Annotated in this window: 27 protein-coding genes and 1 pseudogene; 9 read left to right on the top strand and 19 right to left on the bottom strand. The window is 63.5% G+C overall.

Going from position 1 to position 24200, the window contains the following annotated elements; translation table 11 throughout:
* Positions 1-72 precede the first annotated feature (72 nt).
* Positions 73-582, bottom strand: a complete 510-nt coding sequence (locus FHT69_RS01175; protein WP_183904782.1) for a DUF6428 family protein — start codon at positions 580-582, stop codon at positions 73-75.
* A gap of 42 nt (positions 583-624) precedes the next feature.
* Between FHT69_RS01175 and FHT69_RS01180 the strand changes: the two genes are divergently transcribed.
* Positions 625-987 (top strand): helix-turn-helix transcriptional regulator, encoded by a 363-nt coding sequence (locus FHT69_RS01180; protein ID WP_183904783.1) that lies wholly within the window; start codon positions 625-627, stop codon positions 985-987.
* The gene (gene arsK / locus FHT69_RS01185; protein ID WP_183904784.1) at positions 980-2191 is read left to right on the top strand and encodes an arsenite efflux MFS transporter ArsK; all 1212 of its coding nucleotides are present in this window, start codon (positions 980-982) and stop codon (positions 2189-2191) included. The genes FHT69_RS01180 and arsK overlap by 8 nt, the downstream gene beginning before the upstream one ends.
* Before the next feature lie 7 nt (positions 2192-2198).
* Here arsK and FHT69_RS34755 read toward each other — a convergent pair whose 3' ends face one another.
* Positions 2199-2393 (bottom strand): HIT family protein, encoded by a 195-nt coding sequence (locus FHT69_RS34755; protein ID WP_409527520.1) that lies wholly within the window; start codon positions 2391-2393, stop codon positions 2199-2201.
* Between the two features lie 202 nt (positions 2394-2595).
* On the opposite strand from FHT69_RS34755, the gene FHT69_RS01195 reads away from it, so the two are divergent.
* Entirely contained in the window at positions 2596-3402 is an 807-nt protein-coding gene (locus tag FHT69_RS01195; protein WP_183904786.1) for a sulfite exporter TauE/SafE family protein, read from the top strand.
* 3 nt (positions 3403-3405) lie between these two features.
* Here FHT69_RS01195 and arsH read toward each other — a convergent pair whose 3' ends face one another.
* From arsH to FHT69_RS01230, 7 genes are all read right to left on the bottom strand, one after another.
* Positions 3406-4116 carry an arsenical resistance protein ArsH gene (gene arsH / locus FHT69_RS01200; RefSeq protein ID WP_183904787.1) on the bottom strand — a complete coding sequence of 237 codons (711 nt, stop codon included), beginning with the start codon at positions 4114-4116 and terminating at the stop codon, positions 3406-3408.
* Complete coding sequence (gene arsC / locus FHT69_RS01205; protein ID WP_183904788.1) at positions 4109-4531, bottom strand: arsenate reductase (glutaredoxin); 423 nt, start codon at positions 4529-4531, stop codon at positions 4109-4111. Before arsC ends, arsH begins: the two co-directional genes overlap by 8 nt.
* The gene (locus tag FHT69_RS01210) at positions 4528-5223 is read right to left on the bottom strand and encodes an MIP/aquaporin family protein (protein ID WP_183905357.1); all 696 of its coding nucleotides are present in this window, start codon (positions 5221-5223) and stop codon (positions 4528-4530) included. Before FHT69_RS01210 ends, arsC begins: the two co-directional genes overlap by 4 nt.
* Positions 5220-5747 carry an arsenate reductase ArsC gene (locus tag FHT69_RS01215; protein WP_183904789.1) on the bottom strand — a complete coding sequence of 176 codons (528 nt, stop codon included), beginning with the start codon at positions 5745-5747 and terminating at the stop codon, positions 5220-5222. Before FHT69_RS01215 ends, FHT69_RS01210 begins: the two co-directional genes overlap by 4 nt.
* A gap of 14 nt (positions 5748-5761) precedes the next feature.
* Entirely contained in the window at positions 5762-6202 is a 441-nt protein-coding gene (gene arsN2, locus FHT69_RS01220; RefSeq protein WP_183904790.1) for an arsenic resistance N-acetyltransferase ArsN2, read from the bottom strand.
* A complete protein-coding gene (locus FHT69_RS01225; RefSeq protein ID WP_183904791.1) occupies positions 6190-6552 on the bottom strand; it encodes a helix-turn-helix transcriptional regulator in 363 nt (120 codons plus the stop codon). The genes arsN2 and FHT69_RS01225 overlap by 13 nt, the downstream gene beginning before the upstream one ends.
* Positions 6553-6741: 189 nt before the next feature.
* Positions 6742-6999, bottom strand: coding sequence for a hypothetical protein (locus FHT69_RS01230; RefSeq protein ID WP_183905392.1), 258 nt, complete (start codon positions 6997-6999; stop codon positions 6742-6744).
* Between FHT69_RS01230 and FHT69_RS34030 the strand changes: the two are divergent.
* Together FHT69_RS34030 and FHT69_RS34035 are read left to right on the top strand one after the other, a co-directional pair.
* A pseudogene (locus FHT69_RS34030) lies at positions 6898-7167 on the top strand (cation diffusion facilitator family transporter); the annotation flags it as partial. The gene FHT69_RS01230 and the pseudogene FHT69_RS34030 overlap by 102 nt on opposite strands.
* A gap of 154 nt (positions 7168-7321) precedes the next feature.
* Positions 7322-9664, top strand: coding sequence for a hypothetical protein (locus tag FHT69_RS34035; RefSeq protein ID WP_246780683.1), 2343 nt, complete (start codon positions 7322-7324; stop codon positions 9662-9664).
* 33 nt (positions 9665-9697) lie between these two features.
* On the opposite strand, the gene FHT69_RS01240 is transcribed toward FHT69_RS34035, so the two are convergent.
* The 10 genes from FHT69_RS01240 to FHT69_RS01285 all read right to left on the bottom strand — a co-directional run bounded on the left by FHT69_RS01240 (position 9698) and on the right by FHT69_RS01285 (position 19810).
* On the bottom strand, positions 9698-10171 hold the full coding sequence (locus FHT69_RS01240) for a copper chaperone PCu(A)C (RefSeq protein ID WP_183904793.1): 474 nt from the start codon (positions 10169-10171) through the stop codon (positions 9698-9700).
* Positions 10172-10294: 123 nt separating this feature from the next.
* A complete protein-coding gene (locus FHT69_RS01245; protein WP_246780706.1) occupies positions 10295-10948 on the bottom strand; it encodes an SCO family protein in 654 nt (217 codons plus the stop codon).
* Positions 10949-11056: 108 nt separating this feature from the next.
* Positions 11057-11608, bottom strand: coding sequence for a TlpA disulfide reductase family protein (locus FHT69_RS01250; protein WP_183904795.1), 552 nt, complete (start codon positions 11606-11608; stop codon positions 11057-11059).
* A 54-nt stretch (positions 11609-11662) separates the two neighbouring features.
* Positions 11663-12106, bottom strand: coding sequence for a DUF411 domain-containing protein (locus tag FHT69_RS01255; RefSeq protein WP_183904796.1), 444 nt, complete (start codon positions 12104-12106; stop codon positions 11663-11665).
* Positions 12107-12133: 27 nt separating this feature from the next.
* Positions 12134-13567: a multicopper oxidase family protein gene (locus FHT69_RS01260; protein ID WP_183905358.1), complete on the bottom strand. Its 1434-nt coding sequence runs from the start codon at positions 13565-13567 to the stop codon at positions 12134-12136.
* Between the two features lie 159 nt (positions 13568-13726).
* On the bottom strand, positions 13727-14113 hold the full coding sequence (locus FHT69_RS01265) for a hypothetical protein (protein ID WP_246780684.1): 387 nt from the start codon (positions 14111-14113) through the stop codon (positions 13727-13729).
* Between the two features lie 176 nt (positions 14114-14289).
* Positions 14290-17460: an efflux RND transporter permease subunit gene (locus FHT69_RS01270; RefSeq protein ID WP_183904797.1), complete on the bottom strand. Its 3171-nt coding sequence runs from the start codon at positions 17458-17460 to the stop codon at positions 14290-14292.
* On the bottom strand, positions 17457-18896 hold the full coding sequence (locus FHT69_RS01275) for an efflux RND transporter periplasmic adaptor subunit (protein ID WP_210304172.1): 1440 nt from the start codon (positions 18894-18896) through the stop codon (positions 17457-17459). Before FHT69_RS01275 ends, FHT69_RS01270 begins: the two co-directional genes overlap by 4 nt.
* Complete coding sequence (locus FHT69_RS01280; protein WP_246780685.1) at positions 18893-19297, bottom strand: FixH family protein; 405 nt, start codon at positions 19295-19297, stop codon at positions 18893-18895. The genes FHT69_RS01275 and FHT69_RS01280 overlap by 4 nt, the downstream gene beginning before the upstream one ends.
* Positions 19298-19426: 129 nt before the next feature.
* Positions 19427-19810: a hypothetical protein gene (locus FHT69_RS01285; protein WP_183904798.1), complete on the bottom strand. Its 384-nt coding sequence runs from the start codon at positions 19808-19810 to the stop codon at positions 19427-19429.
* A 167-nt stretch (positions 19811-19977) separates the two neighbouring features.
* Between FHT69_RS01285 and FHT69_RS01290 the strand changes: the two genes are divergently transcribed.
* The 4 genes from FHT69_RS01290 (at position 19978) to FHT69_RS01305 (ending at position 24195) form a co-directional block, all read left to right on the top strand.
* Entirely contained in the window at positions 19978-20880 is a 903-nt protein-coding gene (locus FHT69_RS01290) for a hypothetical protein (RefSeq protein WP_183904799.1), read from the top strand.
* A gap of 200 nt (positions 20881-21080) precedes the next feature.
* Entirely contained in the window at positions 21081-21698 is a 618-nt protein-coding gene (locus FHT69_RS01295; RefSeq protein ID WP_183904800.1) for a hypothetical protein, read from the top strand.
* Between the two features lie 45 nt (positions 21699-21743).
* Positions 21744-23675, top strand: a complete 1932-nt coding sequence (locus tag FHT69_RS01300; protein WP_183904801.1) for an AAA family ATPase — start codon at positions 21744-21746, stop codon at positions 23673-23675.
* A 13-nt stretch (positions 23676-23688) separates the two neighbouring features.
* On the top strand, positions 23689-24195 hold the full coding sequence (locus FHT69_RS01305; RefSeq protein WP_183904802.1) for a hypothetical protein: 507 nt from the start codon (positions 23689-23691) through the stop codon (positions 24193-24195).
* The last annotated feature ends 5 nt before the right edge of the window (positions 24196-24200 follow it).

Below are 24200 nucleotides of genomic sequence, written 5' to 3' on the forward strand. Positions count from 1 at the left end.
GCAAGTTATACAGCAGAGGTTGTTATAGGATTCGAACGGGATCACAAGATCCCAGGGGTTCACGCTTCGTGGTCAGGCGCAACAGGACGACGCCGGCCCGCAGCACGACGAGTCCTCGGAATCTTTCTTTTCGAGCCACCGGTCGCGCGGTTTGCAGCTCGAAGGACGGGGCGAAAGATCGACCATCACGACGCCGCCCCGCAATGAAGGGGTCGCTGCACAATACAGCGCCATCGGCGCGACGCCGTCGCTCACTTCGAAGGTCAGCTTTGCGCTCATCGGAAGGCCGACGTGCTCTGAAACCTTCCGGATGATTGCTGCGAACTTTCCCGACGGCATGTGCGTCCGATCATCCTCGTCGATATCCCAGAGCTGCACGAAGATCTCCGTCCACGATTCCGGGTTGGCCCCGCAGTCGAGAGCGTCGAAGCGACCGGTCTTCACTTCGGTCACATGATAGCCCGCCTTCACGTCGCGGCCGTCGTAGCAAAACACGAGAGGGCTGTCGGCGTGGGCGTCGAGCGCGGCTAGGAGGGCGCCCAGTTCGATGTCGTTCGATAGGGTCTTGTCGATGACGTTCATATCGGTTATCCATGATTTCAACATTTCAAGGATTATCGAAATATGGAAGAACGTCAAGCCCTCCTGTCATTCGCCGCACTCTCCCAGGAGACGCGCCTCGCCGTCGTTCGTACTCTTGTGGTGGCTGGCCCCGATGGAATGGCCGCCGGAGCGATCGCCGAAAGAATGGGCGTCTCTCCGTCCAACATCTCCTTCCACCTAAAGGAGCTGGAGCGTTCCGGACTGATCGCCCAGCGCCGCGAGTCGCGCTCGATCGTCTACAGCGCCGACTACGACGCGCTTTCCGGTCTCGTGCAGTTCCTGACGCTCGACTGCTGCGCCGGGCATCCGCGCGTCACCGGGGTACAGGAAAGCGCGGGCGCCTGCTGCGCCGGCGGACCAGAGAAAGACGTCGCGAATGTCTGAGGCGAAGGGGACAACTCCGGTGGCGACGATATCGGCGCTGGGACTGACGCAGATCATCGGCTACGGCACCCTCTACTATTCTTTCTCGATCCTCGCGCCCGGAATGGCGAAGGATCTCGGCATCTCCCTGGAACAGGTCTTCGGCGTCTTCTCGGCCTCGCTCTTCGTCGGCGGCCTGTCGGCACCGATGATCGGAAAGCAGATGGACCGGATCGGCGCGGCGACCGTCCTCACCATAGGCTCGGTGCTTTCGGCCCTAACGCTTGCGCTCTGCGCCTGGTCGCCGTCGATCGTCGTGTTCGCGCTCGCCGTTGTCCTGATCGAAGTGGCGTCCGGAATGGTCCAGTATCAGGCGGCGTTCGCGGCTTTGGTCGAGAGCGATCCTAAGACGGCATCGCGCAGCATCACCTATCTCACGCTGATCGGCGGCTTCGCTTCGACGATCTTCTGGCCCATCTCCGCCGCGCTCATGGGATACCTGACATGGCGGGAGATCTATCTCGCCTTCGCGGCGCTCAACCTGTTCGTCTGCATGCCGCTGCATCTGTGGATGGCGAGAAAGGGCAGGGCCGCGGTCGCCGCAGGTGTAGGGCGTGCTCGGGAGCACGTCGTCGGCGCGGTTCCGCCCGAGAGGCGCCGCGGCGCGATGATCGTCGTCTCGGCCGCGTTCGCGATCCTTGGGTTCACGCTGGCGTCCATTCTCGCTCACATGGTTCCGATGCTCGGCGACCTCGGGCTAGGGACCGCGGCGGTTGTCGTGGGGTCGCTGTTCGGCCCGGCCCAGGTGCTCAGCCGTCTCATCAACATGATCTTCGGGACGCGATTGTCCCCACCGGTCCTCGCGGTGATCTCGGCGTCTCTGATGGTCGTAGGCATCGTCGTCCTGGGCGTGAGCGGGGACTGGCTGCCGGGCGCGGTGGCCTTCGCCATCTGCCTGGGCCTCGGTTCGGGGATCAACTCCATCGCCCAGGGAAGTCTGCCACTCTATCTGTTCGGCAGCGACGGTTACGGAACGATCACGGGCAAGATGGCGGCCGCAAGGCTGGCGCTTGGAGCGGCTGCGCCCTTCGCCTTCGCGGCGGCGATGCAGAGCTTTGGGATCGGTCTGTCCCTGTTCGCCACCGCCGCGCTCGGCGTCGTGGGAATGGCCGCCTTCGCCAGCGTGGCGCTGACGACGAGACGGGATCTCGTCGCCGCCGAGTAGGCGACGGTCACCGGAGAACGAAATCGCGTAGGCCGCGACCTGTTTGCGGTTCGTCTTCGAAACGGCAGATCACATGCATGTGCGCGTGGAAGACGTGCTGGCCGCCCGCTTCTCCCACGTTCCATCCGATGGTGAACCCGGCGGGATGGAATTGCGCCACATGGGCACGCGCTTGAGCCAACATCTCGCCGAGGTCCCCCACTCTTCCGATGTCATTTCGAACGGGCTTTCCACATGCCGTCGGGCGACGATGAGAACGCCCGGATGCGTGGCATTCGGTTTGTCCATGAGGGCGTGCGAACGGTTTGGGCGAGTGGCACCTGTTCTGTCCCGCACCACTTGCATCCGGTCTGGCTTGTCAGCATAAGAGTTCCCGACGTGATATCTCGGGAAACATAACGAGCATGGACGCTTCTGCCAATGCGCCGATATCTCGCAGCAAGGCCGCCGCCTTCTCAGGTGGCGCGGTGATTGGTGCGTTGGGCGGCCTGATCGGACTGGGCGGTGCGGAATTCAGACTTCCTCTCCTGATCGGCATCTTCAACTTCGCCGCTCTGGAGGCAGTCATCCTCAACAAGGCCATGAGCCTGGTCGTCGTCGCGACCGCATTGCCATTCCGTGCGTCGACCGTGCCGTTCAGCGAGATCGGTTCCCACTGGCAGATCATCGTCAATCTGCTCGCCGGAAGCCTGGCAGGAGCATGGTTCGGGGCCGGATGGGCGACCCGTCTCAAGTCGGAAACGCTCTACAGGGTGATCTCCGTCCTGCTGCTGGTCATCGCGGTCATACTGGTTGTCGGACACGACGCGACGGCGGGTCAGCCATTGCTGACGGGAGGCCTCCAGCTTTTCGCCGGGGTGATCGCCGGTTTCGTGATCGGCATCGTGGCCTCGCTCCTTGGCGTGGCGGGCGGTGAGCTCCTGATCCCGACCCTCGTGCTGCTGTTCGGCGCGGACATCAAGCTCGCCGGATCCCTCTCACTGGCCGTCAGTTTGCCGACGATGCTTGTCGGATTCACGCGATATAGCCGGGATCAGAGCTTCTCAGTGCTGGGACGCAACAAGGCGTTTCTGATCGTCATGGCTGCCGGTTCGATCGTCGGGACGTTCATCGGCGGATTGCTGCTCGGTGTCGTGCCCAACGCGTTTCTGCTTCCCGCCCTGGCCGTGATCCTACTGCTTTCCGCCGTGAAGGTGTGGCGACACAAGTAGGCGTCAGATGGACCTCAACTGCACGCGCTCTTCAAGCTTTGCGGCGTCTTCCCTCCTCTCGCTGTAGCGGTCGGTGAGGTAGGACGAGGCGTCGCGGGTCAGCAGCGTGAACTTCACGAGCTCCTCGCAGACGTCGACGACGCGGTCGTAGTAGGACGACGGCTTCATCCGTCCGTCGGCGTCGAACTCCTGAAAAGCCTTGGCGACCGACGACTGGTTGGGGATGGTGATCATCCGCATCCAGCGACCGAGAATGCGGAGCTGGCCGATGGCGTTGAACGACTGGCTGCCGCCCGAAACCTGCATCACCGCGAGCGTCTTGCCCTGCGTCGGCCGCACGGAACCTAAGGCCAAAGGAATCCAGTCGATCTGGGACTTCATGACGCCCGTCATCGCGCCATGGCGCTCCGGGCTGACCCAGACCTGCCCCTCGGACCACTCTGAGAGCTCCCTAAGTTCCTGGACCTTCGGATGGCTGACCGGCGCGTCGTCGGGCAAGGGAAGTCCCTTCGGATCGAAGACCCTGACTTCGCATGCGAGACGCTCCAGCAGGCGACGGGACTCGTGGGCGAGCAGCCGACTGTACGAGACTTCGCGGATCGATCCGTAGAGGATCAGGATCCGAGGCTTGTGCGTGGAGAACGGCGGACGAAGCGCCGCCAGGTCAGGTTCGCGGAGATGTCCCTCGTCAAGTGCCGGGAAGTCTTCAGACAATTCGCTTTCCCTCCTCGTCGAGAACCCGTTCGCCGTCTTCCTTGGTGAAGGCGCCCTTGTGGGTCTCGGGCAGGATGTCGAGCACGACTTCGGACGGGCGGCTCAGGCGGGTGCCGAGCGGAGTCAGGACGAACGGCCGGTTGATCAGGATCGGGTTCTTGAGCATGGCGTCGAGCAACTGGTCGTCGGTCAGATCGGGATTGTCGAGGCCGAGTTCCGCGTAGGGCGTTCCCTTCTCGCGGATGGCCTGCCGGACGGTCAGGCCGGCGTCGGCGATCATCTTCGTCAGCTCCGCGCGCGACGGCGGTGTCTTCACATATTCTATCACGGTCGGTTCGATGCCGGCGTTGCGGATCATCTCCAGCGTGTTGCGCGAGGTCCCGCAATCGGGATTGTGGTAGATCGTGACGTTCATAGTTTCGCCTCTGACGATACGGTTGATGACGCACCGGGCTGCAGGAGCCAGGTGAACAGGAAGAGGGCTGTAACGGCGCCGACAATCTCCGCGACCCAGAAGCCGGGAAGATCGATCGGACGGACGCCGGAGAAGGTGTCGGTCAGCGACCGCGCCAGGGCGACGGCGGGATTGGCGAAGGATGTCGAAGCCGTGAACCAGTAGGCGGCGGTGATATAGAGTCCGACCAGCCATGGCACCGCCTTCTGCTCGAACTTGATACCGGCGAGGATGGTGGCCACCAGCCCGAAGGTTGCGACCCCTTCGGAGAACCATTGCGCGCCACCGGTGCGAACCTTGGTCGACAGCTCGATCAGCGGTAGGTTGAACATCAGATGCGCGGCCAGCGTCCCAAAGGTGCCGCCGACGATCTGCGCAACGACATATCCGCCGAAGTCGCGCTTTGGGAGCGATCGGGACATCGCGAAGATCAGCGAGACGGCCGGATTGAAGTGAGCGCCGGATATCGGCCCGAGCACGGTGATCAGCACCACCAGAATGGCGCCTGTCGCCAGCGTGTTGCCCAGCAGCGCCAGTCCGACATCCTGGGTCAGCGACGTCGCCATGACGCCGGATCCGACCACGGTTGCGACCAGCATGGCGGTGCCAAGTCCCTCGGCGACAAGCCGGCGTGACAGATCGAAGCCCATCAGCTTGCCGTGGGCTGCTTGATGCTGGCGCCTTCCATCGTGCCGATCTGGCGCACGTGCTGCTGGAGCGCCAGTCGGTCGATGGAGGCGAGCGGAAGATTGATGAAGGCGGAGATGCGGTTCTTGAGGAAGCGGGCGGCCTGCGCGAAGGCCCGCTGGATCTCGATCTCGGTGCCGACGACGGCCGCAGGATCCTCGACGCCCCAGTGGGCGGTCATCGGATGGCCGATCCAGACGGGGCATGCCTCGCCGGCCGCGCTGTCGCAGACCGTGAAGATGAAGTCCATCTCGGGAGCGCCCGGTTCGGCGAAGACGTCCCAGCTCTTCGACGAGAAGCCCGTCGTAGGATAGCCGAGCGCTTCCAGCTCCTTGAGCGCGTGCGGGTTCACTTCCCCCTTGGGCTGGCTGCCCGCGGAATACGCCTTGAAGCGTCCCGCGCCCTCCTTGTTGAGGATGGATTCGGCGAGAATGGAGCGTGCGGAATTGCCCGTGCACAGGAAGAGCACGTTGTAGGTCTTGTCGGTCATGGTCGTGTTCCGTGTTAGGTCGGTGGCCTGTTCAGTCTCATGATGGTCGCCGACGCCGGGCAGAGCCCCGAGAGCTGGCGGGTCGAAAGGATTGCCGGCGGCACCTGGTCTCGCTGGACGCGGGCGAAGCCGATGGATTCGAAGAAGGATGCCGCGCTGGTGGTGGCGAGGTAGATGTCGGAGGAGGGGGATGTCCCGGCGAGGGTCAGATCCACCAGGCGCCGTCCGTATCCCTGAGCCCGAAACTCGGGGACAACGACGACAGAGCGGAGAAAGGCGGCCTTCTCGTCACACGTCTCGATGCCCGAGTAGCCGACGACACGGCCATCGGCGTCCACGAAGGCGAAGTAGCTGCGGTCGGAACCTTCAAGATCGTCGATCAGGAGACCCGAGGACGTCAGGGCCGCCCGCAGCGCATCGGAAACCGGGACTGGTTCGAGGGTCAGTTCGCGCATGACTGGGCGTTCTCCGGCACGCAGCAGGGGGTGAGATCGGCGATCAGAGGCGCGCACAGTTCAGCGTTCCCGCCGCAACAGTCCTTGAGCAGGAAGAGCGACAGAGCGCGGAACCCTTCAAGGTCGGCGCGGTAGATGATGGAGCGGCTCTGCCGCTCGCTCTTGACGATGCCCGCGCGCTGCAACGTCGCGAGATGGGCGGACATCGTGTTCTGCGGGACGTCGAGCATCCGTGCGAGTTCGCCGGCGGGCACGCCGTCCGGCTCCGCCTTTACGAGCAGACGGAAGGTTTCGAGCCGGGTGGTCTGTGCCAGTGCGGCCAATGCCGCGATCGCAAATTTTGATTCCATATATCCAGAATAACGGATATATCGAGCACGTCAACCCTTTTGCGGGTCGTCTTCGTGAACGGCTTCGCCAGTTCCTTTCCGGGATCATGCCCGACGACATCCTTCGGCGGACGACGGCCTTTTCGGTGTGCCGTGGCTTGCATCACATAACTAGCAGGCCGGCGCCCGTCCGCGTCTCCAAATCAGGAATCAGTGGTGGTCGTCTTCGCCCTCGTGCTCGTGTTTCAGCCACGAGCACAGCTCGGCCGGAAGCAGCTTCTCGTAGGCGTCGTCGCTCCCGACGAACTTTCCGAGGATGCCTAAGGAGGCCACGGCCACGACCATGCCGCAGGGGCGAGCGCCCGCATGCTCGGATGGGCTCTCGGACTGACGTCGACCTTCCTCGTCGCGGAAGTGGTGGCGGGCGTCTTTTTCAACAGCCTCGCGCTTCTGTCCGACGCCGCGCACATGATGACCGACGTCGTCGCCCTCGCGATCGCCCTGATGGCGATCAAGGTGGGGAACAGACCGGCGGACGAGCGCAGAACCTATGGCTACAAGAGGCTCGAAATCCTCGCGGCAGCGTTCAACGCGGTTCTCCTCTCCGCCGTCGCAATCTACGTGCTCGTCGTGGCGGCGACAGGAAGGAAGCGTGGAACGAGACGGCTCGGCGCAAGGCGCACCGCGCCTGGGAGCGTGTGCCGTCGAAGTGTCATTTCAACTTTGAATATTAGTGTTATGTTGGCCCGTCAGCACGCATTGATCGCAAGGGGGAACGGCGATGAGGGACATGCGCAGCACGGATTTCGATTTTTCCACGTTATCGCTCGCGGACCTGATCGAGGCACGCGACACCTTCCATTTCCATCTGATGAGCAAGGCCAACGTCGTTGGGACGGCGGTGGGGCTTTATCTGATCCGCAACGACGAGGAGTGGCCACAGAACCCAGGCGAAGGCGCAAATCCTCCTAGAAAGAAGACCTATCCCCGAGAGTTCGGCAACTCGCAGGTGCGCGACTATTCGTGGCCCTGCATCATCGTGCTCGTCCGCGAGTGGGTCGACGAGCACGCGTTCGGACAGGCGGGAATGCCCTCGTCGGCGGACATGGTTCCGAAACGCATATATCTTCCGGACGGACGGATCGTTCCGGTCTGCACGGTCCTCGCGCCACCTCTTCCGCAGGGAGCCCCTCTGCCGATGACGCCTGTCGTCTGGCCGCAGGAGACCCTGGGCGGCGGTCTGCCGCTGCTCGTCGAGGTGCAGAAGGAGCAGCATGTCGCAACGATCGGCTGCCTCGTCTCGGACGGCCACACGACCTACGCGCTCACCGCCCGGCATGCCTGCGGCGAACCTGGCACGGAGGTGCTGGCCACCCTGCGCGACGGCACGAGAAGGATAGGGACGAGCAGCGAACGCCAGATCACGCGCCGGCTCTTCTCGGAAGTATATCCGGCGCTCCCCCTGAGGCAGACATGGCTCGGTCTGGACGTCGGGCTCGTGCGGATCGACGACATGCGCGACTGGACCGCGAACATCTATGGGCTACCGAAGATGAAACCTCTCTTCGACGTCTACGAACAGAATCTGTCGCTCCGCCGTCTGATGGACCAGCCGGTGGTCGCCGTCGGCGGCGCCTCGGGGCTGCTTCAGGGCAAGACAAAGGCGATGTTCTACCGGTACCGGAGCGTCGGAGGTTTCGACTACGTCTCCGATTTCCTGATTGCGCCTGCTCCAGGCGGCAAGGTTCCCCGGCACGGGGATTCTGGGGCGCTGTGGCACCTTCAGATGCCAGGCCCGGATGGGAAGGAGGACAAGCGTCCCATGGCACGGCGCGACCTGCGACCGCTTGCAATCGAATGGGGCGCGCAGGTCTTCGCCGACGGCGGCGAGCGCTCGACCTATTCGGTCGCCACCAGCTTGAGCAACATCAGCAAGCTTCTCGACGTCGAACTCGTGATGGAGGACGCGGACGGCGTCTCGGGGACCTGGGGGGCTGTCGGCCATTACTCCATCGGGTCTCTGGCGATCGACCTCGTGAGGGATCCACAACTGAAGGCGCTGCTGGTGGCAAACGCCGATCTGATGAGCATTCCGCTCGACAACCTGACGAAGGAGCCGAAGCAGAGGGACCTCCTGGAATCCGGCTTCGTCCCCCTCGCGGACGTTCCCGACATTGTCTGGAAGAAGTACCCGTCGCCGCACCGGAACCGGAAGGGCGAAGACATAGGCGTGGTCGGCGGACGCGATACGATGACCGTGGATCGTCGGTCGTCCGGCCCCGAACATCCGAACCACCATTGCGACGCCGACCAGCCCTTCCGCGGCCATGAGACGCTCCTCGACGCCTGTCTCGCCGAGCCGGACCTGATCTCCGCCGAGTCATGGAACGAGTACTTCAATGGTCTGGGCGAGAACAACCCGCTCAGGAAGGGCATCCTGCCGCTCCGGATCTGGCAGTACTTCGAGAGGCTGAAGGACTATGCCGCCACGGATCCGGCGAAATTCGTCGCCGCCGCAGGAACCCTCGCGCACTACGTCGGAGACGCCTCCCAGCCCCTGCACGGCTCCAGCCTGAGCAACGGCGACGAGTCGCAGCAGCCCGACATTCCTCGCAACAGTCCGACCCGCGAGAACCCCGACGGCTCGAAGAAGCCCGCCTACCGGGGCGAGGGCGTCCACGGCGCGTTCGAGACCGACATGATCTCGTCCGCCGCCAGCCGCGGCCTCCTGTTTCAAGCGATCCGCAGAAATCTCGATGCCGATCATGGACTCGACCTCTGCACGGACGGGCGCTCGGCGGCGCTGGCCGTTATCAAGCTGATGAAGGCGGTCGCAGGAATATTGCCGCCCACAGAAATCATCGACTCCTACGAGCAAAGCTTCGCGCCGGGATCGCCGTCTCACAACAAGGCTCTCTGGGCCGATCTCGGCGTCCGCACCGGTGAGGTGATGGCGCTGGGGGTGAGGACGCTTGCTATGATATGGGACGCCGCCTGGAGAGAGGGGCATGGAAGCGCGCAGGCCGTCCGGCTTGATCCCGACGACCTGAGAACGCTCTACGAAAATCCCGATTTCATGCGGTCGGTTACCGTCGACGAGATCGAACACGAGATTTCAGACCCGACCGTGTGAGCAACGGTTAGACGGGGGCTTCCTTGCCCGACGTCAGTCACCGTCGTGACGGTTGGCCTCGGCAATGGGGTCCGAACTCCGCACGACCGCCAAGGTGGTGATCCTCCGGCCGTTCGACAGCGACACGGTCACCGCCGTCTGGTCGCCGCTTCTCCTGCCTCGTGCCGCGCGCAGGAACAGCGTGTCGTCGCTCATCGAAATCTCGGTGCGGGCCGGAATGGTCACGAGACTCTGATCCGCGGGCTGGTCGAGCACTTCGTCCTCCTCCGCGCCCACGATGTCGACGCCTTCGTATCCGCTCATGGAGACGTTGGTTACCACCACGTCCTGATCGGCACCGTTCCAGATCGTTAGGTAGGCCGCGTCTGCGCTCGGATCTTCGGTCCGCTCCACGTCCACCTGCTCCAGAGTGACGACGCCAGGCGTGTGGATGCCTCCGTCATTCGCGGCGGCGGGGTTGCCGGGCGGCATGAGGGACAGGGCGACGAGGCTGACCAGGCGGAACATGTGCTTCTCCAATTGAACTTCAAAACATAGAGGCATGACCGTCTTTGAACAGCCCAATGCTGATTGGCGGAGCGGGATGCTGCTCAGCCTTGACCTGCCCCGGTCGACGGAAGCTGCGCCGGCCTATTTGAACAGACCCTCGACCTTGTCCCAGAAGCTCGGCTCTCCATGTGGATGGGGTTTCTGCGATCTGTTGGTGAGCGCGTTGACGAACGTCACCAGATTGACCGGTTCGAACTTCAGGCCATGGAACCGTGCCCGCAACTGCCCGTCCTGGTCGATCACGTGCGTGACGATGCCATGCATCTGCATGCCGTCGTCCTCCGCAACGAATTTCAGGCCGTATGCCTCGGCGATCCTGCGGGTGCTGTCCTCCGGCTGGTCGGGGCCGGCGGTGAGGAGGATCCAGTTGACGGGATCGACACCGTGGGCCGAGCCATAGTCGCGGAGCACCTGCGGAGTGTCGCGCTTTGGATCCGTCGTGATGGTGACGAACGTGACCATCGTCTTCATCGGCGTCTGCTTGACCATGGCCTGGATCTGGGCGATGCGCTCCGTATGCAGCGGGCAGACGTCCGGACAGCTCGTATAGATGAAGTTGAGCACCACGACCTTGCCGTGGAGATCGGCGAGGCTGACGGCCCGACCGGCCGAACCCTGTAGCGTGAAAGCGGGCGCCGGGCTGTCGGCCGGCTGGAAGTACTTCTCGTTGTCGCGCAGGTTCTGGTCGACCTCGTCCAGGGAATGCGCGAGCACGGGAGTGATCAGCGTTGTCATCAGCGCAAGTCCCAGCAACCCAGAACGTAGGAAGGCTATGACCTCCCGCTGCGCAGATCCTGCGGATGAGGAAAATGAAACGGCGGTCGAAGTCGAGGTGATCATGAGCTATTCCTTCTGCGGCTTGAGGACGAGTCCGTCCTGCCTCTGGGTGATGACCGATTGGAGGAAGGCGATCATGTCGGGTGCATCCCATTCGGCCGGTCCGACGAGCCTTCCGAGCTCCTGTCCCTGCCGGTCGACCAGCAGCGTCGTCGGCAGGCCGAAGGAAACAAGCGCAAACCCGGCCTGGCTGGTCGCATCCACGTGAATGCCGAGATGCTGGATGCCGGTCTCGGCATAGAACTTCTTCACCGCCTCCGGTCCGCCGCGATCGATCGAGAGGGCCACCACCTCGAAATCCGGCCCGCCGAGCGAGAACTGAAGCCGATCAAGCGTCGGCATCTCCTTCCGGCAGGGCAGGCACCATGTCGCCCAGACATTGAGGAGGACGACCTTGCCGCGGAACATCTCCAACGTCTGCGGCCTGCCGGCTTCGTCGGTGAATTGAAGCGCAGGCACGGGCTCCGGCGTATCGCGAAGTACGAAGGTCTTCGGCGGCCCGGCGGCGGCGGAAGATGTCAGGACAAAGACGAGGGCTGCCATGAGAAACCATTTCATGGCGTCTCTCCCCCCGCGCTGATTTCGCTCATCGACATGTTCCGATGTCCTCGATCACTCCGTCGCGTAGACGGCCGGTGGCTTGCCGTCCTTGGTGACAGAATAGATCACGAAGTTTTCAGTCTTGGGGCCGCTCATGCCGGGCGAGCCCATCGGCATCCCCGGCAATGTGATGCCGGCGATGGCGGGCTTTTCCGACAGGAGCTTGCGGACAACGTTTACCGGCACATGTCCGTCGATCACATAGCCGTCGATGAACATGGTGTGGCAGCCCTCCAGATCTTCGGGCACGCCGGCCTTGCGGCTTATCTCGGCGAGGTCGTTGGTCGCCTTGACGTCGACTTCGAAACCGTTGTCGCGGAGATAGGCGGCATAGCCTTCGCAACAACTGCATTGAGGGTTCTTATAGAGCGTTGCGCGACCGGGGCCGTCCGCCATCGCGGGAAGCGGCAGGAGCAGGGCGGCGGTGCCTGCGAGGAGAAAAGTTCGTCTTTGCATCAGAGTTTCCTTTCACAAGGTTCGAGTTCAGGCGACACGCAGCACGGTCATCATGCCGGTCATCTGGTGGTCCATGACGTGGCAGTGCAGCATCCAGTCGCCGGGGTTGTCGGCGACGAAGGCGACTTCGACGACGTCCTTCGGCGCCATCAGAACGGTGTCCTGCCATTGGCGGTGCGGGACCGGCGCACCATTGCGGCTCAACACCCGCATGCTGTGGCCGTGCAGGTGCATCGGATGCCACCAGGCGGTCTGGTTGCGCACGATCAGTACGACACTGCATCCGCGCTGGAACGTTAGGGCAGGCTCCATGCCCGCATGGCCGTCGCCAGTCATCGACATGCCGTTGATCGCCCAGGCGGGACCGCCGCCCATGCCCATCATTCCCGGCATCATCATCCCCCCGCCGTTCATTCCTCCCATTCCTGCCATCATGCCTCCGCCCATCATGCCGCCCTGGAGCGTCAGGTCATGTCGCTCGGCCGTACCAAGGTCGGGTTCCGGCAAAGGATTGCGCGGAAGGTCGAGCGACGCGTCGAGGGGACGCTCGCGAAGGGGCGGCTTCCGGTCATAGGCCAGTTGCGTCAGTCGATAGGACAGGCCGTCGTAGAAGTCGTCGACGACTTCGTAGCGCCGTCCCGGTTCCCCTTGCATGTCCAGGACGACGTCGACGCGCATGGCGGGCCCGAGCAGGATGCGACCGCCGTCGGGCTCGTGGGGTTCGCAGGGCTGGCCGTCGATCGCCACGATCACCGGCTTATGGCCCTCGAAGCGCAGCGCCATGATCCGCGCGAGCGAACCGTTGACGAGGCGGAGGCGGACACGTTCGCCGGCGCGGACGGGTTCCGTCTCCGAGACTTGGCCGTTCAGGGTGACCGTGTTGCCGACGCGGCCGGACATCGCCGCCTCCATCCGGTTGCCAAAGCCGGAGGCGATCTCGCCCGTCTCCGTGAGCCGCCAGTCGGCCAGAAGCCAGAGCAGGTCGCGGTCGACGGCGACCGGGTCGCGTACCTCGACGATCACGGCTCCGGCGAGACCGCGGCCGAGCTGCTCCAGGCTGTTGGCGTGCGGGTGGTACCAGAACGTCCCTGCATCCGGTGGCGTGAACTCGTAGACGAAGCTCTCGCCGGACCTGATCGGCGGCTGCGTCAGGCCGGGCACGCCATCCATGGCGTTGGGCAGCCTGATGCCATGCCAATGGACCGTGGTGTCCTGGTCGAGCCGGTTGTCGACGATGAGCCGAGCTGGTTCGCCTTGCCGCAGGCGCACGAGCGGCCCCGGCACGGTTCCGTCATAGGCCCAGACGCCGGTCTCCGGACGATCCGGGCCGGCGAGACGTGCGCGGGCCGGCGCGGCGACGATCCGGTACTCGTTCGAGCCTGCCGCACGCACCGGCGATGGTGGCAGCCCAGCGGCCAATAAGAGGCCCGCGCTGGCTTGGACAAAACCCCGACGCGACATGCGGCCATTGAATTCGGTATTCACAGTCGATCCTTCCGATCATCGTTGATGGCGGAACGCGCGGCCTTCGTGGATGTGGACACCTATGGGCAGGTGGCGCGACAGGGCGCATGCGCGTTCGCTTACCCGGCTCGGTCGCGTCAGACGACCGCCGGAACGTCAGCCGATGTCGGTGGTTCGCGGAGGATGGAGATCGGGTGGCGCTCTCGTGCCATGGAGGAGCGAGTCGCTCATGGGGAACGAGACGAGCTGTTCGACGACCGGCACGGATACTCCCTCGGGAAGAACGGCGAGGACGGGCGTCGTGCAAACGACGCTGCATGTCATCGCCTTCATGCCGTCGTCACCACCGTCCGGGCAGTCCGGGCAGCCGTCATGCATCGAACCGGTCATCTCGGAGGCCATCGCCATTTTTATCGACATGCCGGTTGCCTGAACGACGGACAGGCTCATCCCCACGGCGACGAAAACCGCGAGGAACAAGGCGACAAGCTTGCGAGCCGACCAGCGTTTCATGGCAGTAGAGAAGATGACGCTAAAATACATCGAACACAAGCGCGGGCGTCGGGCTGCGGACGCGGGCGCACGCTTCAGCGGTAGAACAGATACTTGATCAGCGCCGCAATCACGAGGACGACCAGGACGAGTCCGAGAAGACCCGCGAGACCCATGCCCCACATCATGCCGCCGCCCATCATATCGTTCATCATCGCATCCTCCTTTCATTCGGCCGCCTCGAGCCTGTCGTCGCTCTCTTCGACGGAGGGATCGGACAGGGATGCCGACGGGAGCCGCCAGCCCTTGATCAGCCCGTAGACCGCCGGGATGACGATCAGCGTCAGCAGAGTCGACGACACCATGCCGCCGATCATCGGCACGGCGATGCGCTGCATGATCTCGGAACCCGTACCCGTCCTCCAGAGGATCGGAACGAGGCCGGCCATGATGGCGACGACCGTCATCATCTTCGGCCGGACGCGTTCGACCGCACCGACCATGATCGCCCGGTTGAGATCCAGCTTGGAGAAGGAACGGCCTTCCTTTTCGCAGGCTTCGCGCTGTTCGTTCAGGGCGTGGTCGAGGTAGATCAGCATGATCACGCCCGTCTCGGCCGCGACGCCCGCAAGGGCAATGAAGCCGACGGCGACCGCAACGGAGGCATTGAAGCCCATCCACCACATCAGCCAGATGCCGCCGACCAGTGCGAACGGCAGGGACAGCATGACGATCATCGTCTCGGTCAGCGCCTTGAAGTTCAGGTAGAGCAGCAGGAAGATCAGCGCCAGCGTCAGGGGCACGACGACGGCGAGCCGCGCCTCGGCCCGTTCGAGATATTCGAACTGACCGCTCCAGGCGACGGAATAGCCGGGCGGCATCTTCACGGTTTTCGCGACCGCCTGCTGGGCTTCCGCCACATAGCCGCCGAGATCGCGGTTGGCGATGTCGACGTAGATGTAGACCGCAAGCTGGCCGTTCTCGGTACGGATCGTCGTCGCGCCTCGGGTCAGCTTGACGTCCGCGACCTCGCCGAGAGGAACCGTTCCGCCGCCCGGCAGAGATATCTGCACGTCCCTGGCGATGGATTGCGGATCGCTTCGAGACGCCCGCGGATATCGTATCGCCACGCCGTAACGTTCCCGGCCTTCGACCGTCTGGGTCACGACCTCGGAACCGAGCGCCATGCCGACGACGTCCTGGATGTCATTGATGGACAGCCCGTAGCGGCCGAGCGCCGTTCGGTCGGGAACGATGTCGAGGTAGTAGCCGCCGATCACCCGTTCCGCATAGGCGCTGGACGTGCCGGGGATTGTCTTCAGCACGCTCTCGATCTGGCGGGCGATCTTCTCCATCTCGCCGAGATCGGTACCATAGACCTTGACACCGACCGGCGTCCTGATCCCGGTGGACAGCATGTCGATGCGAGCCCGGATCGGCATGGTCCAGGCGTTGGAGACGCCGGGGAACTGCAGGGCGGCGTCCATTTCATGCTTCAGGCTCTCGGTGGTAACCCCCGGCCGCCATTCCGACTTCGGCTTCAGCGTGATGATCGTCTCGAACATCTCCGTCGGCGCCGGGTCGGTGGCCGTCAGCGCCCGGCCGGCCTTGCCGAAGACGCTTTGCACTTCGGGGAAGGACTTGATGATGCGGTCCTGCGTCTGCATCAGCTCGGCGGCCTTGGTGACCGATATGCCGGGCAATGTGGTCGGCATGTACATCAAGGTGCCCTCGTCGAGGTTGGGCATGAACTCGCTGCCGATATGCTGGACGGGCCAGGCGGTGACCGCCAGGATGGCGACGGCGGCAAGGATGGTCAGCGTCTTCGCCCTCAGGACTCCGGAGATAACCGGACGGTAAATCCAGATGAGGAACCGGTTCAGCGGGTTCTTGTGCTCGGGGACGATGTAGCCGCGAACGAAGAGGATCATCAGCGCCGGCACCAGCGTCACCGACAGAAGCGCGGCGGCGGCCATCGAGAAGGTCTTGGTGAAGGCGAGCGGGCCGAACAGGCGGCCTTCCTGCGATTCCAGCGTGAAGATCGGCAGGAACGACACGGTGATGATCAGCAGGCTGAAGAACAGCGCCGGGCCGACCTCGCTTGCCGCCTCCACTAGGATGTCGATGCGCGGCTTGTCAGGCGGTGCCCGTTCGAGATGCTTGTGCGCGTTCTCGATCATGACGATTGCCGCGTCGATCATCGCCCCGATGGCGATGGCGATGCCGCCGAGGCTCATGATGTTCGCGCCGATGCCCAGCAGCTTCATGGCGATGAAGGCCATCAGGATCCCGACGGGCAGCATGATGATGGCGACCAGTGCGCTGCGGACATGAAGGAGGAAGGCGAGCGTGACCAGCGCGACGACGATGGATTCCTCGACCAGTGTGCCTTTCAGGGTCTCGATCGCCGCCTCGATCAGTGTCGAACGGTCGTAGACCGGAACAATTTCCGTTCCCGCCGGGAGGCTGCTCTTGATCGAATCGAGGCTCTTCTTGGCGTTGTCGATGACCGTCAGGGCATTGGCACCGAACCGCTGCAGCACAATGCCGCTGGCGACCTCGCCTTCGCCGTTCAGTTCGGTGATGCCGCGTCGTTCGTCCGGAACCAGCTCCACTCTGGCGACGTCGCTCAGCTTGAGAGGCACCCCGTTCTGGCTCTTCAGCACGATGCCCTCGATGTCCGGAATGCCCGTGAGATAGCCCCGCCCGCGCACCATGAACTCGAACTCCGACAGCTCGACGGTACGGCCGCCGACGTCGGTGTTGCTCGCACGCACGGCATTGGCCACGTCGTTGAGCGTGACACCCTGCGCCTTCAGCCGGGCCGGATCGACGACGATCGAATACTGCTTGACGAAGCCGCCGACGCTCGCGACTTCCGAGACGCCTTCGGACTTGGAAACGGCGAAGCGCACCACCCAGTCCTGCAGGGACCGCAGTTCGGCGAGCGACAGCTCCTTGGCGACGACGGCATACTGGTAGACCCAGCCGACGCCCGTCGCGTCGGGACCGAGCGTCGGCGTGACGCCCTGAGGAAGGCGGCTCTGCGCGGCGTTCAGATATTCCAGCACGCGGCTTCGCGCCCAGTAGGGATCGGTGCCGTCGTCGAAGATCACATAGACGAAGGAGACGCCGAAGAAGGAGAAGCCGCGCACAACCTTCGACTTCGGCACGGTCAGCATCGACGTCGTCAGCGGATAGGTAACCTGGTCCTCGACGACCTGCGGGGCCTGGCCGGGATATTCGGTGTAGACGATGACCTGGACGTCGGAGAGGTCGGGGATGGCGTCGAGCGGGAGGGACCGCAGGGCGTAGATGCCGCCGGCGACGGCAAGTGCCGCGCCGACGAAGATCAGCACGAGATTATGGGCCGACCAGGAAATGACGCGCGAGATCATGGCTTGGCCTCCTCGGTCATGGCGTTGAGCGCCGAGTTCAAGTTGCTTTCTGCGTCGAGCAGGAAGTTCGCGGACACCACGACCTTGTCGCCGGCGGCGACGCCCTTGGTGATCTCTGTCTGGTTCTCGCCCCGGACGCCGAGCGTGACGTCCTTCGGCTCGAATTTTCCGTCGCCCTTGTCGATGAAGACGACCTGACGGTCACCGGTATCGATGACGGCGCTATTCGGCACCGCGACGACGGCTTTCGGCGCACCGGCCTCGATCTCGACGTCGGCGTACATGTTGGCGAGGAGAACCCCGTCCGGGTTGGGAAGCTCGATGCGGACCTTGGTAGTTCGCGTCTGCGTCTCGACCTCGGGATAGACGAGGTCGACCGTGCCCTTGAACGTCCTGCCGGGAAGGCTCCGGACGGTGACGTCGGCCTTTGCGCCGATCCTGACGGAGGCAAGGTCGTATTCGGGTATGTCGGCGATCACCCAGACGTTGGAGATGTCCGCGATGCGGAACAGCACGTCGCCGGGCTTGGCCATCATGCCGGTCGTCGCCGAGCGTTCGAGCACGATGCCGTCGCGCGGGGCGGTGTAGGTCATGCTCGCCGGCACCTGGCGGGTACGGGCGATGCCGTCGATGACCTCCTGCGGAACCCCGAGGTTCTTCAGGCGCAGCGCCGAGCCGGCATCGTCGCTGCCGCGCGAACCTTCGCGCCCGGCCGCGTATTCCGAGGCGGCAGTGGCGATCTCCCTGGAATAGAAGCGGAAGAGCTTCTCGCCCTTGCCGATGTGGTCGCCCGTCGTGACGTTGGCGACATCGTCGACAAAGGAATCCGTGCGCATCGAGATGATGCTGACAAGGCGTTCGTCGAGCGCCACGGTGCCCGGCACGCGCACCTTGCGGCCGACGCTTGCCATCTCGGCGGTCGCCGTCTTCACGCCCGTTCGCTGCAGCTTGCCGAGCGAGACCTTGACGGTCGAGGCGTCGGACTGCTCGCCTTCGTAGACAGGGATGTAGTCCATACCCATGGAATCCTTCTTCGGCACCTTCGAGGTGTCCGGCAGGCCCATCGGGTTGCGATAGTAGAGGATGCGCCCCTTCGACGGCCCGGCCTCCGGTGCGACATCCGCTGCTGCAGTGGCGGTGGGCGCCTTCGCCTTGTCGTCGAAGCTGACGTCCTCGCTGGCGTGCACCGCTATGAACGGTCGTCCATCGTCGGCGTTCTTCGTCGTCGCCGAGAACTGCGGCAAGCCGTCCGGATGACGATAATAGATGACTGTGCCTGCGGGAGACGGTCCAGAGGCTACGGGCGTTGCGAGCGCCGTCTCGGCCAGATAGAGGCCGAGTGCAGAACCAAGGTTCTTTGTGCCAGCCCAATAGCCTCCCCCGCCGAGCAATACGGCGAGGAAGAGCGTGGCTGCCACACGGGATGGCGTGTTCAAGGCGCTGCCTTGAGGACGACTTCGCCCTCGACTGTGTCCGGCTCGCCCTGGACCTTGGCGGCTAGCTTGAATCGCCAGCCTCCCGCCATGCTGAAGTCGGTCTTGAAGGCGTAGACGCCCGGCTCCGTCGAGGTTGCCGCTTCGACCGGGGTCGTCATCATCTCCATGCCCTCCGGGGCCATGTCCATGCGGGTGGTGAAGATGACTGCGTCGGGCACCGGCTTGCCCGTCCGCTTGTCGACCAGGCGGACGGAGACCGGCGATCCCTGGCCCTGCTTGACGTCGGTCGAAACCGGCTGGAACTCGTAGTCCTGCGCGGCTGCGAAGGACACGGTGGAGGAGCCGACGACCAGCGCGCCGGCGAGGAGCATCGCTCCTGCTGAAAAGGAAGTCTTGTTCATGATTCCGATCTCATCGGGACGGATCTCCTTGATCGCGTCCTCGGGTCAAAATTGATGGCCGTCGGATTCCATCGAACGCTTTCGTGCGTCCGGCGTGAACCGCAGGCGTGTTTCAAGAATGGTTTGAGATCAGGCTTTCGGAGGACGGGCCGGAGGCTCGAGGAATGCCGACGTCAGTTGCGACGTCGCCAGGATATCATAGCGGTGGGTCTGCCAGGAAATGGCAAACGACCAGCCGTAGTTGTCTGGAGCATGGGCGAAGATCGAGGTCGTGCAGACCAGCGCCAGCGGACAGCCCTTGGCGCAGTCCGGCTTGACGGGCCGCTTCTCCGGGCAGCAAGGCATCTCCTCGGTCATCTGCATGCCGGGCATAGCGCTGCTCATACCATCGGTCATCGCCGTGACGGAGGACGCCATGGCGCTACCTGCCAGCCCGATGCTCATCGGGCCGACGACGACCGCGAGCATGGCGACAAGCAGAAACAGGCGATGGATGGCCCTCAGGAAGTTCATGCGCAAAGTATTGGCATACCGATTGCTGATTTGGAAGCGGGCTCACGGAGATGTGTTGCGCCCCATCGCGCCAAGGCCGACTTTCCCAATTGAATCCTTTTCAACCGGATGACGGAGGGTGTGCGAAGCTGCTACAACCCAGTACTTCGGAAACCGAACGGCCCCACATGTTCAAGAACAAGAAATTCGACGTCGAGCATGCGCTTGTCCTCTACGCGCTCAGCTACGTCACACTCCCAGCCGAGGGCCTGTATGATCGTAAACACCTCAAGGCCTTCGAGAAGCTCACAAAGAAGTGCCATATCTACATCGTCGGGTTTGTACCCAAGACCGAGTTCGTGGGTCCGAGCGTGGAGGGCGGCAATCTTCGAATGTCGTTCCGCGTCCTTGGAAGAGAATATGATTTGAAATGGCCAGTCCCAGCAGGCGTCGAGGTCGTCGACTCTCCGGACGGTTGGCTTCTTTCCCATGACGGCAACCTGGGAAATCTTCCATCACGTGACGAGTGCACCACTCGGCTCAACCGCGAACACGGCACGGGCAAGTTTTTGGTGAAGTACATCGGGCAGGCATATGGCAAGAACGGTTCACGGAATGCGCTGGACCGCTTGATGAAGCACGAGAAGCTTCAGGAGATCGCCATCAAAGGCGTGCCGGAAGGCTATCGTTTCCAAGTCCTGATGCTGGCGATGGACACAGGGAACACCATGGTCACCATGTTCAACCCACATGCAGACGACAGCTCCCAGGGCAACAAGCGCATAGGCCAAGGGCTCGACAAGCTTTTTGGCACGACGGAGAAGGAGCGCGTGGCGCTCTACGAGGCCGCGCTGATCCGCTACTTCTTTCCGACGTTTAATGCAGAATTCAAGGACAGCTTTCCATCAACCAATCTCAAGATATTGCAGGACTGCTACGAGAAGGACTTCTCTGCTGTAAGCGCAGAAATCCTGTTCGATGATTTTCCGTTTACTCTCTACTCGGAAGTCGCTCCCGCCAAACACCATCACCTGGCGTATTTCGACCTTCACGACGACAAGGCACGCAAAGTCTTCTTCGCAGAGCCATGAACGATGGCCGGGCATGGGCATCTTGGAGCGGATCCCTTTGAAATTAACGGGAAAAGGGTTCTTGACGCCCTTTGATTTGTTCTCTAAACGTTCACGTCATCATGTTGTACATCGCTCGCCATCACTCGGTCCGAATACGTTGACTGACCGCCGGATCTAGTTCGGCGTCCGCCTTATCGTATTGTGTTTCCGAGGGTGCCATGACGAGCATTCCATTCGAGACCCCGCCGGGCGATGTCGACCCGCGACGAGCGTCTCCTCGCTTCTACTATCCGCTTGCCACCATCAAGTGCGCCGGGACTCCGATCTTTCGGAGCCAGGACGCCCGCGACTTCGCATGCCTGCTTGATGTCGATCCGGATGTCGCGAGCTGGACCTGCGTCGGCGTCGAGCTGTCCTATGCCGCCGAGACCTATCCGACCGACTTCGTCGTCACGGGCGTCGACAACCAAACCTTCGTGGTGGACGTCGCCCACAACCTCCCAAAACCGCCCGACTGGATCGCGCTGGCCGCCGAACGGGCAGGGCACGGCTACCGTCCCGTTGCCATGGAGGAATTCGCCGACAGCTACCGGCTCCGCAACGCTAAAGACCTCCTCCGCTATGGTTTCTATCGATGCCCGCTTGGAGACAGGATTCGGCTGCTCGCGGCGCTCGACGAAATGGGATCACTCACCGTGGCCGAGTCCCTGGCCGCTTTCAGAGAAGGTCGCCCCATGGGGTGCCTGGCGGCACTCATCCTTCAAGGATTCCTCGAGATCCCCCTGGACGACGCCCTGATCGGCCCCGACACGGCAGTCCGCCGGATACGCGACTGAGAGACTGCACCCATGCATCTCCAGTATCGAATCCAGGACAGGATCATGAGAAATCCAAAATCGCTCAAGGAGGGCCACGGCCTTCCGGAATACGTCGCCTATGCGAACCTCAGGCAGGGCATCCGCCCGCTCCTGCGCGCCACCAGCTATTCCATTGCGGTCATCCGCCCGCCCGACACGGAGCCCGCCGCGTACCAGTCTGCCGCCCGCGTCTACGTCGGGAGCCGCCGCTTCGAATCCAATAGGGTCGTCGACTTCTCGAAGGAGAAGCCGCACCACGCCAATGCGCTCGCCTTCGAGGCGATGCGGCATCCAAAGTCCATCCTCCTGTTTCCGGACTTGGCCTCGGTGCCGGAACTCGTCCGGGTGTCGGTCGACTTGCTCGTCGAACTGAAACCACCGACGATCGCCCTGATGAAGGGCGTCTTCCAGTGGCGAAACAAGGTGTCGATCACCGACAAGCAGGCGGAAATCTTCCTGCTGCTCGACGACGATATGAAGCGGGCGATCGCCCGTCCGGGCCGGAACGTCGGCCGCATGCTCGCCCAGCTCGTCATGCGGCCGCGCGATCGGGAACCGCAGCCGCTGGCGCAGCCCGTCGCACCGGACAACGGCGACTTCGAATACAGGCTCGAATCCATGCCCGGCTATGGCGAGGCGAAGGACTGGGGTATGCAGCTCTCCGACGATCTCGCCGACTGGAAAGCCGGCCGCATTCCGTGGAGCGACGTCGACACGGGCCTTCTGCTTTCCGGGCCGTCCGGCGTCGGCAAGACCATCTACGCGCAGGCGCTCGCGAATACCTGCGACGTCGCGCTAGTCGTCGCCTCGGCCGCCCGTTGGCAGTCGAAAGGTCATCTCGGCGACATGCAGAAGGCCATGTTCGCTTCCTTCGCGGAGGCGAAGAAGAAGGCGCCCGCCATCCTCTTCATCGACGAAGTCGACAGCTTCACGGACCGCGACCGCGAGCTGAGCAACAACGCGTCCTATGTCCGGCAGGTGATCAACAGCTTCCTCGAATGCCTCGATGGGACGGCCGGCCGGGAAGGAGTGGTCGTCGTCGGCGCCTGCAACAACCCGTCCGTCATGGATCCCGCAATCCTTCGTCCCGGTCGGCTCGACCATCACATCCGGCTGGGATATCCGGACGCCGAGGCGCGTGTTGGAATCCTTCGTCTCCATCTCCGGGGCGACTTGCCGGACGCGGACTTCTCGCAGTTCGCCGACGACAGCTTTGGCCTGACCGGTGCGGATATCGCGCGGCTCGTCAGGCTCGCCCGCCGCGTCGCCCGTCGTCATCGCCGGGCGGTCACCGTTGAGGATGTCATGGCGAGCCTGCCCGGTCGCATCGTGCTCTCGGAGAAGTTCCGCTGGGCTCTTGCGATCCACGAGCTGGGGCACGCTGCCGTCGCCGTGGCGACGGGCGCTCAGAAAGTCTGGGCCGTCTCCATCGAAAGCAAGGCTTCTGCCACCGTTGAGCGGCAGATCCTCGGCGGCGCGGTCATGGAGGTCGGCGAGTTCGAGAACCACGGGAAGCAGTTCTATCTCGACAACATCGCCATCCATCTGGGCGGCATGGCCGCCGAGCAGGTCTTCCTTGGCGAGCACGGGAGCGGTGTCGCTTCCGATCTCGACGGGGCGACACGCCTCGCGATCATCGTCGACCGTCATCTCGGCATGAACGGCGTGCTGAACGCCTGGCCGGCGGGCATCGACGAGCGCCTGATCGACAGCGTCCGCAGGATCGACGCGCCGCTGCTCATGCGGATCGAACCCGTCCTGCAGGAGCAGCTCGCCCGCGCGAAGACCATCATCGAATCCCACCGAACCTCGCTCGAGGGCCTTTGGCTCGAACTTATCGGGGGCGGTCACCTCACTGGTCAGCAGATCGTCGACGGCCTGCGACCCGACAAGATTTCCGCCGACCTACCGACGCCGAAGACGCGCCGGAAGATCAGACAGAGGCTCCACGGATAAGAGGAGAGAACGCGTGCGCGAATCCACGACGACTGCCCAAGCACCGAAAGTCACCGGCTGGAAGGGCTTGAGCGACGCCGCCCACTTCGAGCGGCTGAAAACCGCCCTGTTCCGGACGCGGGGACGAACACGCTTCGACCAGGCGGCCGCCGACCGAATCCTAGACGACCTTCGGCACGTCGCCTACCGAAACGGCGTCGCCGCTGCGCGGGCCTTCCAGTTCCTCGAGCAGGACTTCATCGACACCGACGAAGACCTTTCGATGGCGCAGGACGACCTGAACCGCATGTCGCGAAATCTTCCATTCCTGCGGGAGGTTACGGCCGTTGTCGAAGAAATTGAATCCATACGGGATGAGATGTCGGCAGAGGCTCGAATCTTCTTCGGGTGGCGGCCTTACGCGGAGAAGTGGGCGTTCCCGAATCCCGTGTGGACAGAGCTGCGGACGGCGTTTCAGGAGGGTAGGGATGACGCGGAGAGGAACCGACGAGAGCTTCGATGCCCCTCCTACGTATCATGAGGCGT

It is taken from the genome of Rhizobium sp. BK008 (genome assembly GCF_014197345.1).
Taxonomy (GTDB): domain Bacteria; phylum Pseudomonadota; class Alphaproteobacteria; order Rhizobiales; family Rhizobiaceae; genus Rhizobium; species Rhizobium anhuiense.